Source organism: Chryseobacterium sp. LAM-KRS1 (genome assembly GCF_013184525.1).
In the GTDB taxonomy this organism is placed as follows: Bacteria; Bacteroidota; Bacteroidia; order Flavobacteriales; family Weeksellaceae; genus Chryseobacterium; species Chryseobacterium proteolyticum.
Map to the genome: position 1 here is coordinate 211,638 of NZ_JAAOIZ010000006.1, position 16,259 is coordinate 227,896.

The following is a 16,259-nucleotide window of genomic DNA, read 5'->3' on the forward strand; positions in this document are numbered from 1 at the left end:
GGTGTTGTTTTTAATTAAAACATCTAATTTTTAGTTTGACAAAACTAATATGATGCCATTTTGCTGGCAGTGGCCCCTTTCTTTTCCTGTTTGTGGTGGAACAAGACCATGTCAACATTTCTTTTTAGAAAAGTTATATTTCCTCTGATATTAGAATACTGATACTCTGGATTGGATGCAGTATAATCTGGCAGATCTTTGTTCTTTTTAAGTTCGTAAGATTTACCATCAAGGTGAATAACAGCCGTATTATCTGTATTATTGATTGCGACTTCTATTTTATCTCCATAATTGTCTGTAAAAACTTCTTTGGTAATATCATCTGTTTCTACAGGTTGAGAGGCGATAACTTCGGGTTCTTCTTTGGCTGAGCTTTTACATGCTGCTACGGAAACTACAGCGAGAACAAGGATAATAATGTGAACTATTTTTTTCATAAGTATTTGTGATTAGGTGTTTCATTGGTTACTTGTTTGTGAACTGTAAAATTACAAAATATTTACGGTGTATTTGTTAATTTTTAATAAATTAATTAAATATTCATATCAATAGTATGGAATGCATCTTTGTTTCGGAAATGGTTATTTTTATTTTTTTTAACGATTGTTTCTGTTTTACGGAATTATTTGTATTGGCAATCTACACTGTATTTCCCATTAGAAATGATGAAAAAACCTGTTGTAATCTCAGGTATCTAGATGCCGGGAATCGAAAGAAAATAAATCAATTCCGATGATTGATATTTGTGAGTGAGTTAAATTTTGTTAATCTGTATAAAATATTCAAATCTAAGCTTACCTTTGCCACTTCAAAATGAGAAACTATATTGTGTATTTTTTGACGAGTCTATTTCTGCTTTTCATAGTGGAAAGCAAAATCAATGTCAAAACATTACATAACCATCTACCTGTTTCTCATCATTTACCTAAAAAAGCCAATCGTTTAAATCAGACCTACGATAAATTATCGATCCAGCAAATGCCGGATGGTGTTGATAATTCTTCTTTAGAGCTTACAGAAGAAGATTTTCAATGGTCGGATAGTGTTCAGGATGCTATTCTTTTTGTGGGCGTTTTCGGTTTGGTATATTTCTTCGGACTATTTAATTATAAAAAATTAAAAGCCCGTATTCAAGGATTTGTTTCCAATTATTCCTCTGTAAAAAAGTTTATTCTGATCCGATCTATCAGAATTTAAAATTCATTTTTCAATGTATGATTCTACTCTGATTACAGAGTGGAGCAGTATGCGTTGTGCTTGTTGGTAGTGGGCATAGCGTTCTCTCTCAATTACCATTTCTATTCTATTAAAACATTAACGATTTATATAATTTCAAAATTATGAAAAGAGCTGCCTCGGGCATTGCGCTAAGCACCCTCTTGTTATTTGTTGGCTGTCACAACAAAAAAGAAGAAAAAGAAGAAGTAACAACCTTTCCGGTTACGTCTCCGGTAAAAATGGATACTGTAATCAACAAAGAATATGTTACGCAGATCCAATCTGTAAAAAATATCGAAGTCCGTGCACAGGAGAAAGGATTTCTTGAAAAGATCTACGTGGACGAAGGTCAGTTTGTTCACGCAGGACAGACTTTATTCCGTATTATGCCTCAATTGTATCAGGCTGAATTAATGAAATCCAAAGCTGAAGTGGAACAGGCCAATATTGAATTAAAAAATGCAAGTACATTAGCCAGTAATAATATTGTTTCAAAGAACGAACGAGCAATGGCAAAAGCTAAGCTTGATGCTGCTAATGCAGAAATGAGACTTGCCCAGATTCATTTATCATTCACCGATATAAAAGCTCCGTTCTCAGGAATTATTAACAGGATTCCATTGAAACTCGGAAGTCTTGTCGATGAAGGAGATCTGTTGACCAGTTTGTCTGATAATACCAATGTTTACACTTATTTTAATGTATCAGAGCCCGAATATCTGAATTATCAGACTCATGCCGCAGATAGAGGAAGTAAAGAAGTAACTCTTATTATGGCTAATGGAGATGCACTTCCTCAAAAAGGAGAGATCCAGACTATAGAAGGGGAATTTGATAATGAAACGGGGAATATAGCCTTCCGGGCAAAGTTTCCCAATCCTGATAAACTTTTGAGAAATGGAGAAACAGGAAAGGTAAGAATGACCCTACCGCTCAGAAATGCTTTAATTATTCCACAAAAGGCTACTTATGAAATTCAGGATCAGAAATATGTGTTTGTCGTTGGCAAAAATGGCGTATTAAAATCCCGGAATATAAAAGTGGCTTATGAATTACCTGATCTATATGTTGTGGCTTCAGGCCTGGCAGCAGGAGAGCAGTTTCTTTTAGAAGGTGTTCAGAAAGTGAAGGACGACCAAAAAGTAAAAGTGAAATTCCAGGATCCGCGGAAAGTAATTCAATCATTGAAATTAAAAGCAGAGTAGTGTACTCGTAAAATGAAGCTGTATGTTTAAGAAATTCATTCGCAGACCTGTTCTGTCTATCGTAATCTCATTGATTATTGTGTTTATGGGAGTTTTATCACTTGTTAAGCTGCCCATAACACAGTTCCCGTCCATTTCTCCGCCTAAAGTAAATATTACTGCGGAATATCCGGGAGCAAACAATGAACTGTTAATTAAATCTGTAGTTATTCCACTGGAAAGAGGACTCAATGGTGTTCCGGGGATGAAGTATATGACTTCTGATGCTGGAAACGACGGAGAAGCCTCCATCCAGGTTGTATTTGATTTGGGAACTGATCCGAACGTTGCAGCAGTAAACGTTCAGAACCGGGTATCTTCAGTGGTTAACAAACTTCCTCCATTGGTTGTCCGAGAGGGGGTGAAGATCACCCGTGAAGAGCCTAACATGTTGATGTATATCAACCTGTATAGTGATGATCCCAAAGCTGACCAGAAGTTTCTGTTTAACTATGCGGACATCAATGTAATGTCTGAATTGAGAAGGGTAAGTGGCGTTGGTTTCGCTGATATCCTGGGAACCCGGGAATATGCGATGCGTGTCTGGCTAAAACCGGACAGATTAACGGCCTACAATATTTCAGCAGACGAAGTAATGGAAGCTTTGAATGAGCAGAGTTTAGAGGCTTCACCGGGGAAAACCGGAGAAAGTTCGGGAAAACGTTCTCAATCATTTGAATATATTCTAAAATATCCTGGTCGTTTTAATAGTGAAAAAGACTATGGAAACATTATCCTTAAGGCAAAGTCAGCCGGGGAGTTTGTAAGACTGAAAGATGTAGCCGATATTGAATTCGGAAGTTCAATGTATGATATTTATTCAACATTGAATGGTAAACCTTCCGCGGCAATTACAGTGAAGCAATCTTACGGATCTAACGCAAGTGATGTTATTAAGAATGTGAAAAACCTGATGGCTGATCTTCAGAAAACTTCTTTCCCTAAAGGAATGCATTATGACATCAGTTATGACGTATCCAGGTTCCTGGATGCTTCGATCGAAAAAGTGGTTCATACCTTATTTGAAGCTTTTATCCTTGTGGCGATTGTGGTGTTTCTTTTCCTTGGTGATTGGCGTTCAACATTGATTCCGGCCTTAGCGGTTCCGGTGTCATTGGTAGGAACATTTGCCGTAATGTCTGCATTTGGGATCACATTGAATATGATTTCACTTTTTGCGCTTGTAATGGCGATCGGTGTAGTTGTGGATGATGCCATTGTGGTTATTGAAGCCGTCCACGCCAAAATGGAAGAAAAAAATCTTTCACCATTAAAAGCAACGGAAGAGGCGATGCATGAGATCAGTGGAGCGATTATAGCAATCACTTTGGTAATGGCGTCTGTATTTATTCCTATTGCATTCATGTCAGGACCTGTAGGTGTTTTCTATCGTCAGTTCTCTATTACGATGGCTTCTGCAATTATACTTTCAGGGGTTGTGGCATTGACACTGACTCCGGCTTTATGTGCTTTAATTTTAAAGAATAATCACGGAAAGGCAAAAAGAAGAACTCCGATTACGATATTCCTGGATAAATTTAATGGATTATTTACTAAAGGAGCCGGGAAATATGAAAAGTTACTGAATAAGACCGTAACGAAAAAGATGTTTACGCTTCCTTTGCTGTTAGCTTTTTGTTTATGTACATTCTTTTTAAGCAATTCCCTTCCATCAGGGTTTATTCCTAGTGAAGACCAGGGGATGATCTATGCTATTATTCAGACTCCTCCGGGATCTACTTTGGAAAGAACAAATCAGATAGCAAAAGAACTTTTAAGAGAATCGGAAGATATTGATGGAGTACAGTCTGTTTCTTCCCTTGCTGGTTATGAAATTCTAACAGAAGGTACGGGATCTAACTCCGGAACCTGTCTTATCAACCTCAAAAGCTGGGAAGATCGTAAGGAATCTGCTGCAGAAATCATTGAGAAACTAGAAGAAAAAGCCAAAAATATTCCGGGTGCCAATATTGAGTTTTTCCAACCACCTTCTATTCCGGGATATGGTGCTGCCGGAGGTTTTGAGCTTCGTCTCTTAGATAAGGCGGGTAGCGGGGATTACCATAAAATGGAGCAAGTAAGTAATGACTTCGTTAAAGAGCTAAAAAAACGTCCTGAACTTGGATCAGCGTTTACCTTTTACTCGGCAAGTTTCCCGCAATATATGTTGAGGGTTGATAATGACCTGGCGGAGCAAAAAGGAGTGACTATTGCCAATGCAATGGATAATTTATCAACATTGATTGGTTCGAACTATGAAACCAGTTTTATTCGTTTTGACAGACCTTATAAGGTAATCGTTCAGGCAGGCCCGCAATATCGTGCATTACCAACTGATTTATTGAAGCTATATGTTAAAAACGATAAGGAGCAAATGGTTCCATATTCGGATTTCATGAGGCTTGAAAAAGTATATGGATTATCTGAGATTACAAGACATAATATGTATAATTCCTCAGAGGTAAGTGGAACCCCAGCACCGGGATACAGCAGTGGTCAGGCGATCAAAGCCATTCAGGAGGTTGCAGATAAAACTCTACCGAGAGGATTTGGAATCGACTGGGCGGGTATCTCCAAAGATGAAGTAAGCCGTGGAAATGAAGCCATATTTATTTTCCTTGTATGTCTTGGATTTGTATATCTTATTCTTTCTGCACAATATGAAAGTTTCATTCTTCCTTTGCCGGTAATTCTTTCTCTTCCTACAGGAATATTTGGAGCATTTTTATGCCTGAAACTTTTAGGGTTGGAAAATAACATCTATGCTCAGGTGGCGATGGTAATGCTTATTGGTCTCTTAGGAAAAAATGCCGTATTGATTGTGGAATTTGCCGTACAGAAAAAGGCAGAAGAAGGAATCTCTGTAGTGAAAGCTGCTATCGAAGGAGCAACAATCCGTTTCCGTCCTATCCTGATGACCTCATTTGCGTTTATTGCCGGATTGATTCCGTTGGTAATGGCAACGGGACCGGGAGCAGTCGGAAACAGAACAATCGGAACTGCAGCAGCAGGAGGAATGCTGATAGGGACCATTTTTGGATTAATGATTATTCCTGGATTATACTATATTTTCGGAACGATTGCTGAAAAGTCCAGGCTGGCAAGATATGAGGAAGAAAATCCTTTAACAGAACAAACTGAACCTTATGAACATGATGGAAAATTTGAAGACTAAATCAATACTTACAGCCATAGCATTATCCCTTGTTTTATCAAGTTGTAAAGCACCTATGGCGACTGTTATAAAAGACGAGGTAAAAGAAAATGTACCTCAGAACTTTGGAGAAAATGATCAGCAGGATGCTAATACCAACAGTGGGACAACTCCATGGAGACAGTTTTTTACTGACCCAAATCTTGTAGTGCTGATTGAAACCGCCCTGAAAAATAATCAGGAGCTGATGATTACCTTACAGGAAATTGAAATCGCAAAAAGCGGAGTTCTTTACAAGAAAGGTAAATTGAGTCCTACAGTAGAGGCAAAACTGGGAGCAGGGTTGAAGAAATCCGGACGTTATACCAGTGAAGGAGCAGGAGATGCAACTACGGAGATTGAACCCGGAAGAGAAATGCCTGATCCACTGGGTAATTTTGAAGGAGGATTAATGGCAAACTGGGAGATTGATATCTGGAAAAAACTACGAACAGAAAAAGAATCTGCTGTAGCCCATTATCTGTCTACAGTAGAAGGAAAGAATTTTGTTCTTTCCAGCCTTATTGAAGAAGTGGCGGACAATTATTATGAATTGCTTTCACTTGACAACCAGTTGGATATTATTCAGCAGTACATCAAGCTGCAGGATAAGGCGTTGGAGATTTCTAAAATCCAGAAGGAGGCTGCTGCGGCAACAGAACTGGCTGTAAAGAAATTTGAAGCAGAATTGGCTAAGTCCAAGGCAACGGAATATACAATCCGACAACAGATCACTGAAAAGGAAAATGAGATAAATGCTCTTTTAGGAAGATTTCCACAGCCGATTGTAAGAACTAAGGAAAGCTTTATGTCTACAATTCCTCAGACCGTTTACACCGGTATTCCATCGCAATTATTAGCCAATCGCCCAGATATCAAACAGGCTGAATTGGAATTAAAATCTGCAAAACTGGATGTGGAAGCTGCGCGAAAAGAATTTTATCCTTCCCTTGAGATCTCTGCAGCGCTTGGACTGGAAGCTTTCAAACCTTCTTATCTGGTAAAAATGCCCGAGTCTATCGCTTATAATCTGGTAGGAGAAGTAGCAGGACCTCTGATTAATAAAACGGCGATTAAGGCTAATTTCCAGACTGCTGATGCAAAACAGATACAAGCATTGTATGAATATGATAAAACAATTCTCAATGCATATCTGGATGTTGCTAATCTGATGTCGAAAGTTAAGAATATTGATCAGTATTATAAGTTGAAGTCTGAGGAAACCCACGCATTAGATCAATCTATTGATATTGCCAATCAATTGTTCAGAAATTCAAGAGCAGACTATCTTGAAGTATTATTAAATCAAAGAGATGCTTTAGATGCCAAAATGGAATTGGTAGAAGCAAAAGAAAAACAGCTGAGTACAGTTGTTGATATTTATAAGAGCTTAGGCGGAGGCTGGAAGTGATTATAAATCTTTAATGTTTTTTTAATAGAAGGGGGCTGTCGTCAGACAGCCTCTTTTTTGTTTAAAATATCAATTAAATTTCCATTAAAAAAGGGCCCTGTAATATGCCGGGCCCTTTGGAATTTACCTGCAATTTGCAACTAAATTATATATAAACATGGTTGTTAGTTCGTTATAATCAACATTCAGGAATGCTTTCTTCCTGTTATGGTTGTGTTTTCCAGTGTGTTCCGTTTTTTACAGGAGGATCTGTTTTTGCAACCAGTTTTCCTTCTACCGTCTTTGATTGCTTGTCACTAGCAATTTTAAGCCCAGTGGCATTATTCTTTGCCATTTGAAAGTCGTTTTCATCATCCTGTCTGCAAGCTCCTAAAGTCATACAAACTGCCATAGCAATTATTAATGGAAAGGTTTTTAATGAGATAATCTTTTTCATAAAATTTCAGAGTTAAAAGGTTATCCCGGCCAGGTTTATCATTCAGAATTCTGAGTCCGAAATTATAGGCATAAAATGATAAAAAAAAGTACTTGTTGTCTCTATTCGGCAATTAAGACGTCCTAATTCATAAATAAGGACAATGTTAAATATTTGATTTTCAATTGTTTATTCAAAGTTTTAATGTGTCGAAAACCAAGGGGATTAAATCATAATTGTTTAATAGGAATTAAATGATTTTATGTATTTTTGGTTTATAAATATGGTTTGTTAAATATTCGAAGTGATAAAAAAACTGCTTTTTATACTCGTCTTAGTAATTTTTAAATTATCCTTTTCTCAGGAAGGATACAGTGACTATTATAAACTCCGGTTGAAATACGAAAACTTCGAAGAAAATAACACTCAGGCGTTTCCATATATTCAACCTTATATTAATAAAGCTAAAAAGGAAAAGAATTTTGAAAAGCTTGTTCAGGGATATAAGGATGGAGTATTCTATTCCTCTTCCAACGAACAGAAGCTTATTTATGCAGACAGCACGGTATGGGCTGCTCAGCAATCCGGAGATAAAGATCTCATAAGTACTGCTTATCTAGAAAAAGGGGTTGTTTATTACTATCATTACAAAAGGTTCCAGGCGGCATTGAATGAATATCTGCTCGCTTACGAATATTCGAAGGATACGAAAAATGATTTCCTGAAATATCAGAATCTGTATCATATAGGTGTTGTAAAAAGTTATTTAGGATATTATGAGGAGGCCTCAAAATTATTTGAACAATGTATCGCCTATTACGGACCGAAATCAAAATCCGGATTGCATCCTAATGAAGTGTATAACAATAAAAAAGGTTATCTCAACAGCTTACATCAATTGATTATCTGCTACCGTAATTTACATAAGACGGATCTGGCAGATAAGGCTATCCACACTGGATTAGAGCAGGTAGGTGCCAATGGTGAATACTCGCAAGAGAAAGGCTATTTTCAGCTTGCAAAAGGAATATCGGAATTTGACAGAAAAGATTATATAACGGCTGTCGATGATTTGAAACAGTCGGTTTTACCTATGAAGAAAAGCGGTGATTTTGCACGACTATCCGTAGGATATTTTTATATAGGGAAAAGTTTTGCCGGATTAAAAAAGGATACGGAATCTATTGTGTATTTTAGGAAAGTTGATTCTATATTTCAAAAACATCAATTTATTCTTCCTGATCTTAGAGAAAATTATGAAATCCTGATCAAGCATTATAAGGAAGAAAGGAATCAAGGCGAGCAATTATATTTTACCGGTCAGCTTTTAAAAGCAGACAGTATTATTTCGAAGGATTTTATTTATTTGTCGAGTAAAATTCATAAAGAATTTGATACAAAGACTTTGCTCGAAGAAAAAAGTAAACTGGAGAAAGCCAATTCCTGGGGCAATATTATTATAGGAAGTTTAATTGTTCTGGCGATTATACTTACCATCCTTCTTGTCATAAGATATAGAAGAGAAAAGGACATTCAGCAGAAATATATCCTTTTGGAGGAAAAATTCAGTTTACATCAAAATTCAGTACCTGAAAAATCATTGTTGAATATAGATGCTGAGGAAAAGAAAACCGGATTAGATGAAAATAAGGTAGAAGAGCTTCTCACCAAGCTGAAAATATTTGAAGCAAAAAAAGAATATACTCAAAAAGGTCTTACCATTCACAAACTGGCCGGGCAGTTGGGAACCAATTCAAATTATCTTTCTCAGGTGATCAATGATTGTAAAGGAGTTAATTTCAATAAATATCTAAGCGAGCTCCGGATTAATTACATAACAGCACTTCTATTTGAGAACAAAGAATATCTTAAGTACCGCATAGAAACTTTAGCAAAGGAGTGTGGTATCGCATCCAGACAGAATTTTTCAGATTTATTTTATGAAATTAATGGGATCCGACCAACGGATTTTATCCGCAAAAGAAAACAGGAACTAGATAGTAAAAATAGTTTCTCGGCATTTAATCCTGCGTAAAAAAACATTTACTTCATATCCATATTCTGTTTTGAGTTTTTTTAATAGGAATATCTTTGTTATATTTATTGAAAAAGCTATCACAAAACAAAAGATCATGAAAAAATTCCTTTTAGCAATTGCAGTCATTGTCGTGGTGATCGTTGCGGTATTGCTGATCAAGACATTTACGTATCCGTTTAAAAAAAATAATCTAAGTTCTGTTCCGGAAACAAAATGGGTTAAAAATGATTCTGCCATCCAAAGGTTCTCAGGTGGAATTAAAATACCTACAGTGTCAGCGGGTGATCTGGATGTTTTTGATTATGCTCCATTTGGACAATTCAAAGAATATCTGAAAAAATCATATCCTTTAGTCTATCAAAACACAGAAAACTATGAAGTTAATACCTATGGATTAGTTTTTAAATTAAAAGGAAGCAAACCTAATCTGGAACCTATCCTTTTTTTATCACACATGGATGTAGTGCCTCCGGGCGATGCTGATATCAAAAATAATGAACAAAATGTTTTCAGACCCGATGATAAAGCTTTACCCGCTGTGACCAAAGTAGCAGAAGATTGGGATTTTTCTCCTTTTTCCGGGGCGGTTGCGAATGGAAGAATTTATGGAAGAGGAGCGATCGATATGAAAGGAATGCTGTTTTCCCTGATGGAATCTCTTACCAATATGATTAAAAGCGGAACAGTTCCTCAACGCGATATTTATCTAGCTTTTGGGTTTGATGAAGAAGTAGGAGGACGAAAAGGGGCAAAACAGATCGCCGAGGATTTTAAGAAAAAAGGATTGACGTTTGATGCGGTTTATGATGAAGGTGGATTGATCCTGGAAAAAGGAGGGGTTAAAGGAATAGATTCTGATGTTGCCGTAATCGGTTGTGCTGAAAAAGGATTTCTTTCTGCAAAAATAAAAGTGAAAGGATTGGGAGGGCATTCCTCAATGCCACCTATGGAAAGTGCCATCGGTAAAGCTGCCGTTATCATGCAAAGATTGGAAAAAGATCAGATGAAGCCAACCATCACTCCTCTTATTAAAGAGTTTTTTGATAATATTGGTGGAACAATGCCATTTGCAAATAGATTGGCTATTTCTAATCAATGGCTTTTAAAATCCGTGTTGCTTTCACAGTTGGCTAAAAACAATTCCACCAATGCTTTGATACGCTCTACAACAGCTCTTACCATGATGAAAGGGAGTGACGGAACTAATGTACTTTCCCCCGAAGTTGAGTTTGTGGTTAATTTCAGATTACTTTCAGGCAATTCTGTAAAAGATATAAGAGATCATATTGCTCAGGCGACCAAAGGTTTTGATGTAGAAGTGGAAGAGATTGACAATACCAGAGAGGCTTCTGCGATATCACCGACGAATGTTAGGGCATATAAAGTGATTGAACAGGGGATTAAGGAGGTTTATCCTAATTCTTTAGTCACTCCTTATCTTACCATTGCCGGAACAGATGCTTATAAATATCAGATTGTAAGTAAAAATATTTACAGGTTTATGCCTATTAAGATTACTGATGCTGAAAAACAAAGCATTCATAGTACTAATGAGTATATCAGTATTGAAAATTACATGAAAATGATTCATTATTTTGAGTATATCATGAAGAATTATGATAAGTGATTCATACGTATTATAGCCTGATAGCCTGTAATTGATCCCGCTTCAAATTTAAATTTTTACTAAAAAAATATTAAACGTCAAGTTTTGACGCTTTACTGAAATAGCTTTGTCTTATCAAAATATAAAGCTATGGAATTGCCTTTTTATTTAAGCTATAAAGAGTTTGAAAATAATTATTACAATAATCTTGAAAAGTGGTTTGAAGAGCATCTGAATACCAGTGAAACTGATTTTTTGAAAAGTCTTGTGGATATGTATTGTCCATATCTGTATTACAATTTCACTCATGACAGGATTCAGGCTGATGCATCTATTCAAATCAAAGATTGTTTTTTCCCATACCATGAAAAAATTGGCTTATCTTTTTGTACCAACTGTGAAAATGATACAGAGAAGAAGCATAAAAAGCAAATGAACCATGTATTTGAATGGAGAACAATAACAATGATGGAATATGCGCAACATATTCTTGATAAAATAAACCGGTATTTTGCTAAAAACGAGATCTCTCCTAAAGATAAAAATGTTCTAGATTATATTAACAGTCGTGAAATCATTACTTTTAAAGATGGAGCGGGATATTGTGTGAATTACAATCAACATCAGAAAACTATTTCTTTTTTAAAGGCTTACCTTCCTTGCCATGGGCAAACTGTAAATATTGGAGTTTATCGTGATTTTATTTTTTCTGTTGTTCAGATCGCTCAATTTATCGATCGGAAATTAAGAGCTGTACAGGCTACAGAAATGACTATTTATAATAAGCTGAAATCAGATGCAAGATTCAAGGTACAAATGAGCCATCAGTTTCTTACCATGTGTAACTAATTATACAACCGACACCAAAACATTCATTATAACTCAATTATGGTTTGATTGGTATTTGATACTGATCAAACAAACAAATCCTGATTACATGATCAGGATTTTGTTTTTATTATTGGGTTATCTGTATAGGATGTTTTAATCTGAGAGAAAATTCCTGAAGGTAATACAGCCAGTTTTTACCGGAAGTAATTTCACCTGCTTTATCCCAGACAGCACCCGTATAAAAGGTAACGGCCTGATTGCTTTTTACATTAGTTTCCGAGCCCAGATGTTTATTCTTATCAATAATAAGGTTATTGCTGTGAGGGTATAGAATGGCGCTACCTACAGTTCCGTTTTTTGAGTTCTCAGGCCAGTAAGCAGCCAGCTGATTATCCTGGTCGATGATTTTTTGACCCTTACCATCCCAATGAACAATACCGGTAAAAACAGGAAGGGTCTTTTTTCCTTTAAAGTCATACCTAATGACAGATTTGTTAAGTTGTGAGTCTGCATCCAGACTGATCCTTTTGAGTGCGGAAATTTCATAGCCGTCAATTTTTACTTGGGGATAAGTGAGTTCAAATGTAAATCGAAGAGGACCTTCTTCAATGATTTTGTAGGAAGTATAATTTCCAAGATAGGCAAAATTATTATTTATAAAAGGAAGGACGTCACCCGCTCCCAAAGTATGGCCCACCTGAAAAAAGTCCAACCCATCTCCATTATCCTGATGGTAATTATTGAGTTGATACCATTGGTTGATAATCATTTTGTTGGTTCTTTTTGTCCAGGCGTCCATTCCCCAACCGTTTTGTTCAGGAACTTTTTCCAGTTCTTTTCCATACATACGGAAAGCGATCTTCTCGTTTTCCCATGCAAAATCTCCAAGACGTTCGGGTACAAATCTTCCGTACACTTTAGGCTCAAAATGCTGTGGTGAAGATTTATAAAATTCTATTTTTTTTATTTCGCCAGCCCTAAAGTCGCTTTGAATAAGAAGGTCGCCGTTGGCCAACCACTGATAGGGGAGCTCCTTTTTGGAAGATGCATCATTAATGGTAAAGCTTTGACCGGCGAGAACCCTGACTTTTTTTAAAGGAATTTCGACGGACTCCATATTTCGGGGAATCGTAAGACTGTTTTTTAGCTCTAATTTTAATAATATGGATTGTTGGGCATGCATGAAAGATACACAATGTATCATTACTAAGCCCCATAATGTTGATTTCATGAATTTCCGGTTTATTGTAAATACCAATCTTTATATCGTTTCAATGCTTCCAGAAAATAATAATCAGCATATATTAACGGGACATCGATTTCTGAATGGAGTGGTAGCCCACCTGTACTATGCATGAGGAGAAAGCCACCATTCGTTCCGGCTTTTGCCTGATAATGATCTCCTGATAAGCTTACTATCATTTGCCGTGCATTGTCGATATAGTTTTTTCCTTCATCCGCTTTTACATACTGTCCTAATTCCAGTAAGGCAGATGCCATAATTGCAGCGGCAGAAGCATCACGGGGAACTTCAGGAATTTTTGGATCATTGAAATCCCAAAAAGGAATCTTGTCCTCCGGTAAATTTAGATTATTCAGAATAAATTTTGCGATATGCGTGGCCTGGTCAAGATATGCTTTATTTTTAGTAAAGCGGTACATCATGGTATAGCCATATAAAGCCCATCCTTGACCTCTTGCCCAGGCAGAAGAATCTGAATAGCCCTGAAAGGTTTTTTTACCGAAAACTTCACCTGTATTGACATTATAATCAATTACATGATATGAGCTGTAATCGGAACGAAAGTGATTTTTCATGGTTGTATTAGCATGGGCGATTGCAATCTCTTCTAACTTTTTATTACCTCCATTTTGGGCTGCCCAATTGAGCATTTCCAGGTTCATCATATTGTCAATAATAACGGGACCTTTAAAGTCTGCCATCTTATCCCAGGACAAAATAGCCTGCATTCCCGGCCGGAATCTTGTGGATAATGATTCCGCTGAAGTAAGAATGATGTCTTTATATATAGGGTTTTTAGTGATTCTGTATGCATTGCCGAAGCTGGTAAACATCATAAAGCCTAAATCATGATCTCGTGTAAATGTTTTATTAGGCTCAATCAGCTGTAATCTCTTTTCTGCTTCTTTTCTGATCTCAGGATCTCCTGTCTGTTCATAAATCATCCATAATGATCCGGGATAGAAACCTGAACACCACCATGTAATATCTTTTGTGGTTACTTTATCAATAGACGCATTATAAGATTGAGGCATTTTATCCTGTGGTATGCTTTTCATTAGCTTCTTGTATTGCTTATCTGCGAGCTGAAATTCATTCTGAATTAGCTCAGACATTTGCTTACTATTCTGTGCAAATGCTAAGCTGGTGATGGTCAGAAATAAGCCTGTTGTTATGTTTTGTAAAATCATAGATTATGCATATTAGAAGTACAATTTAATTAAAATTTATAGAAAATATTTAAAATCCGCATTATGAATGATGTTTGAAAAATATTTTATAAGATTAATTGCGATGAAAATGATGAGTTATTTTATTTGAAATAATTTATAACTTATTTATTTTGAAAACATTTGATTTATTTTTTTAACTTTGAGTTAACGATAGTGGAATATTCTTATAAGAGTACATTAGGCAGACAGATTAAGATTGTATCATGTTTTTTATCAGGTTCTTAAAATTGAATTATTTATATCTAATCTTTTAAAACCAATCAAGTTATGAGAAAAACTATTTTATTTTACTGTTTATGCCTACCAATGCTTTATTTTTCACAGGTTGGTATCGGTACAACTAACCCTCAGGCAGTTTTACATGTTGACGGAGCAAAAGACAATGCGGCCACAGGCGCCCCGACTGCAGCTCAGGAAGCTAATGATTTTGTTGTTACCGCAGCGGGAAATGTGGGAATAGGAAATGCCAGCCCACAAAGGTCATTGGATGTAGATGCCAAAAATCAAAGCCTTAGAATCCGGAATTTAATCAGACAAGTACCTTCAAGTTTCGATATACTTACAAGGGATTTGGCTACCAGTGATGTTGTAGCTACGTCTTATAGTTATACCGAAGCTGTAACTGTGGCGGCTGGAGCCAGTGCAACAGTTACAGTACCCTCTACGGTGAATATTGCTACCGGTCTTTTCATTGTAAAATCTACAAATGGATGTGCAAGAGCTATGATTACAACCTTTGTATATAATGGCTTGTCTCTCGGATATGTATCAGGAGTAGCAAGAGATAAAATTGGAAATCCCACTATTGCTCCGATTGCTCCTTCTGCCAATACTTCGGGAACATGGAGTGTCGTATTTCCCAATGTAACCAATTGTGCTGATGGAGGTACGGGAACGCAATTCGACTTTACTGTTATGAAGGCTACAACTGATTCGTACACTATAACCAATAATGGAAATGTATCCAAAACATACCAATTAACGGTTAGCCGTTTATAAGATAAGCATGCACAGAATAATAAAAAAACATTGAAATTCAATGTTTTTTTATTTTAAAAAGATAACCAAGCTTTCGGTTCGGCATTCACAAGAGTTTTTTAACTTTTTGCTCTTTATTTTGAGTAAATTATTTTTACTAATCTTTTTAGGCTGAATAAATTTGGCTTGTTTTATGTAATATATACCACAGTTTAAAAAATAAAAAAAATGAAAAAGAAATTATTTGGCTTATTAGCTTTTGTGTTGTTTGCAACAGCTATTAATGCCCAAGAGACTGTAAAAAAAGAAGTTAAAAATGTAGGTAAAGCCATTGAGAAAGGAGCAAAAGCAACTGGGGAGGGTGTGAAAGATGGTGCTAATTGGGTAGGTAAAACAGCGACCAAAGGTGCAAAAGCTACTAAAAAAGGAGTTAAAAAAGGTACAAAATGGGTTGGTAAAACAGCCACGAAGGGAGCCGATGCGGTTTCAGATGGTTATAAAGATGTGAAAGCAGATTTAAAGAAATAATTTTTTCAGAAAAAATAAGAAAAAACGACTTCAGTAATGATAGTCGTTTTTTTATGATCTATATCTTTTGAATTAATTCTCTTTATTAGGGGCGTGTAGTTGTTGGTTCATCCCCGGATTAATATTTTATTTTAGACTAGAAATTATTACAAAAAAGGAGCCTTTCAATTGAAAGGCTCCAATCCAGTATTTAAAAAAATTTTAAAAAGTGTTTTTTGCGTAAAAGCTTCCCGGGGCAGGGAAGCTAATTTAACTTGATGAAATTTATCAGTTGGAAAACTAATATTCGAATATACTAATTGTGAACAAGCTTTTTTATGAT

General features: G+C 36.2%; 13 protein-coding genes. 9 read left to right on the forward strand and 4 right to left on the reverse strand.

What is annotated here, in order from left to right; genetic code table 11:
* Positions 1 to 44: 44 nt before the first annotated feature.
* Entirely contained in the window at positions 45 to 437 is a 393-nt protein-coding gene (locus tag G9C87_RS18440; protein WP_172283888.1) for a hypothetical protein, read from the reverse strand.
* 376 nt (positions 438 to 813) lie between these two features.
* Between G9C87_RS18440 and G9C87_RS18445 the strand changes: the two genes are divergently transcribed.
* From G9C87_RS18445 to G9C87_RS18460, 4 genes are all read left to right on the forward strand, one after another.
* On the forward strand, positions 814 to 1,197 hold the full coding sequence (locus tag G9C87_RS18445) for a hypothetical protein (protein WP_172283890.1): 384 nt from the start codon (positions 814 to 816) through the stop codon (positions 1,195 to 1,197).
* Between the two features lie 143 nt (positions 1,198 to 1,340).
* On the forward strand, positions 1,341 to 2,423 hold the full coding sequence (locus tag G9C87_RS18450; RefSeq protein WP_172283892.1) for an efflux RND transporter periplasmic adaptor subunit: 1,083 nt from the start codon (positions 1,341 to 1,343) through the stop codon (positions 2,421 to 2,423).
* 22 nt (positions 2,424 to 2,445) lie between these two features.
* Positions 2,446 to 5,637: an efflux RND transporter permease subunit gene (locus G9C87_RS18455; RefSeq protein ID WP_172283894.1), complete on the forward strand. Its 3,192-nt coding sequence runs from the start codon at positions 2,446 to 2,448 to the stop codon at positions 5,635 to 5,637.
* Positions 5,609 to 7,066 (forward strand): TolC family protein, encoded by a 1,458-nt coding sequence (locus tag G9C87_RS18460; protein WP_172283896.1) that lies wholly within the window; start codon positions 5,609 to 5,611, stop codon positions 7,064 to 7,066. The genes G9C87_RS18455 and G9C87_RS18460 overlap by 29 nt, the downstream gene beginning before the upstream one ends.
* Before the next feature lie 205 nt (positions 7,067 to 7,271).
* Here G9C87_RS18460 and G9C87_RS18465 read toward each other — a convergent pair whose 3' ends face one another.
* A complete protein-coding gene (locus G9C87_RS18465) occupies positions 7,272 to 7,502 on the reverse strand; it encodes a hypothetical protein (protein WP_172283897.1) in 231 nt (76 codons plus the stop codon).
* Positions 7,503 to 7,785: 283 nt separating this feature from the next.
* On the opposite strand from G9C87_RS18465, the gene G9C87_RS20960 reads away from it, so the two are divergent.
* The 3 genes from G9C87_RS20960 to G9C87_RS18480 all read left to right on the forward strand — a co-directional run bounded on the left by G9C87_RS20960 (position 7,786) and on the right by G9C87_RS18480 (position 11,974).
* Entirely contained in the window at positions 7,786 to 9,516 is a 1,731-nt protein-coding gene (locus G9C87_RS20960; protein ID WP_172283899.1) for a helix-turn-helix domain-containing protein, read from the forward strand.
* Between the two features lie 97 nt (positions 9,517 to 9,613).
* On the forward strand, positions 9,614 to 11,146 hold the full coding sequence (locus G9C87_RS18475) for a M20/M25/M40 family metallo-hydrolase (protein ID WP_172283900.1): 1,533 nt from the start codon (positions 9,614 to 9,616) through the stop codon (positions 11,144 to 11,146).
* Between the two features lie 129 nt (positions 11,147 to 11,275).
* Positions 11,276 to 11,974 (forward strand): hypothetical protein, encoded by a 699-nt coding sequence (locus G9C87_RS18480; protein WP_172283902.1) that lies wholly within the window; start codon positions 11,276 to 11,278, stop codon positions 11,972 to 11,974.
* Positions 11,975 to 12,083: 109 nt separating this feature from the next.
* Here G9C87_RS18480 and G9C87_RS18485 read toward each other — a convergent pair whose 3' ends face one another.
* The gene (locus tag G9C87_RS18485) at positions 12,084 to 13,187 is read right to left on the reverse strand and encodes a DUF4861 family protein (RefSeq protein WP_172283904.1); all 1,104 of its coding nucleotides are present in this window, start codon (positions 13,185 to 13,187) and stop codon (positions 12,084 to 12,086) included.
* An 11-nt stretch (positions 13,188 to 13,198) separates the two neighbouring features.
* Entirely contained in the window at positions 13,199 to 14,389 is a 1,191-nt protein-coding gene (locus G9C87_RS18490; RefSeq protein WP_172283905.1) for a glycoside hydrolase family 88 protein, read from the reverse strand.
* Positions 14,390 to 14,698: 309 nt separating this feature from the next.
* Between G9C87_RS18490 and G9C87_RS18495 the strand changes: the two genes are divergently transcribed.
* Together G9C87_RS18495 and G9C87_RS18500 are read left to right on the forward strand one after the other, a co-directional pair.
* Complete coding sequence (locus G9C87_RS18495) at positions 14,699 to 15,430, forward strand: hypothetical protein (RefSeq protein WP_172283907.1); 732 nt, start codon at positions 14,699 to 14,701, stop codon at positions 15,428 to 15,430.
* A gap of 207 nt (positions 15,431 to 15,637) precedes the next feature.
* Positions 15,638 to 15,937 (forward strand): hypothetical protein, encoded by a 300-nt coding sequence (locus G9C87_RS18500; protein WP_172283908.1) that lies wholly within the window; start codon positions 15,638 to 15,640, stop codon positions 15,935 to 15,937.
* Positions 15,938 to 16,259: the final 322 nt, after the last annotated feature.

Coding starts and splice junctions, on each gene's coding strand:
- G9C87_RS18440 (WP_172283888.1), bottom strand. CDS start 437: ATGAAAAAAATAGTTCACATTATTATCCTTGTTCTCGCTGTAGTTTCC.
- G9C87_RS18445 (WP_172283890.1), top strand. CDS start 814: ATGAGAAACTATATTGTGTATTTTTTGACGAGTCTATTTCTGCTTTTC.
- G9C87_RS18450 (WP_172283892.1), top strand. CDS start 1,341: ATGAAAAGAGCTGCCTCGGGCATTGCGCTAAGCACCCTCTTGTTATTT.
- G9C87_RS18455 (WP_172283894.1), top strand. CDS start 2,446: ATGTTTAAGAAATTCATTCGCAGACCTGTTCTGTCTATCGTAATCTCA.
- G9C87_RS18460 (WP_172283896.1), top strand. CDS start 5,609: ATGAACATGATGGAAAATTTGAAGACTAAATCAATACTTACAGCCATA.
- G9C87_RS18465 (WP_172283897.1), bottom strand. CDS start 7,502: ATGAAAAAGATTATCTCATTAAAAACCTTTCCATTAATAATTGCTATG.
- G9C87_RS18475 (WP_172283900.1), top strand. CDS start 9,614: ATGAAAAAATTCCTTTTAGCAATTGCAGTCATTGTCGTGGTGATCGTT.
- G9C87_RS18480 (WP_172283902.1), top strand. CDS start 11,276: ATGGAATTGCCTTTTTATTTAAGCTATAAAGAGTTTGAAAATAATTAT.
- G9C87_RS18485 (WP_172283904.1), bottom strand. CDS start 13,187: ATGAAATCAACATTATGGGGCTTAGTAATGATACATTGTGTATCTTTC.
- G9C87_RS18490 (WP_172283905.1), bottom strand. CDS start 14,389: ATGATTTTACAAAACATAACAACAGGCTTATTTCTGACCATCACCAGC.
- G9C87_RS18495 (WP_172283907.1), top strand. CDS start 14,699: ATGAGAAAAACTATTTTATTTTACTGTTTATGCCTACCAATGCTTTAT.
- G9C87_RS18500 (WP_172283908.1), top strand. CDS start 15,638: ATGAAAAAGAAATTATTTGGCTTATTAGCTTTTGTGTTGTTTGCAACA.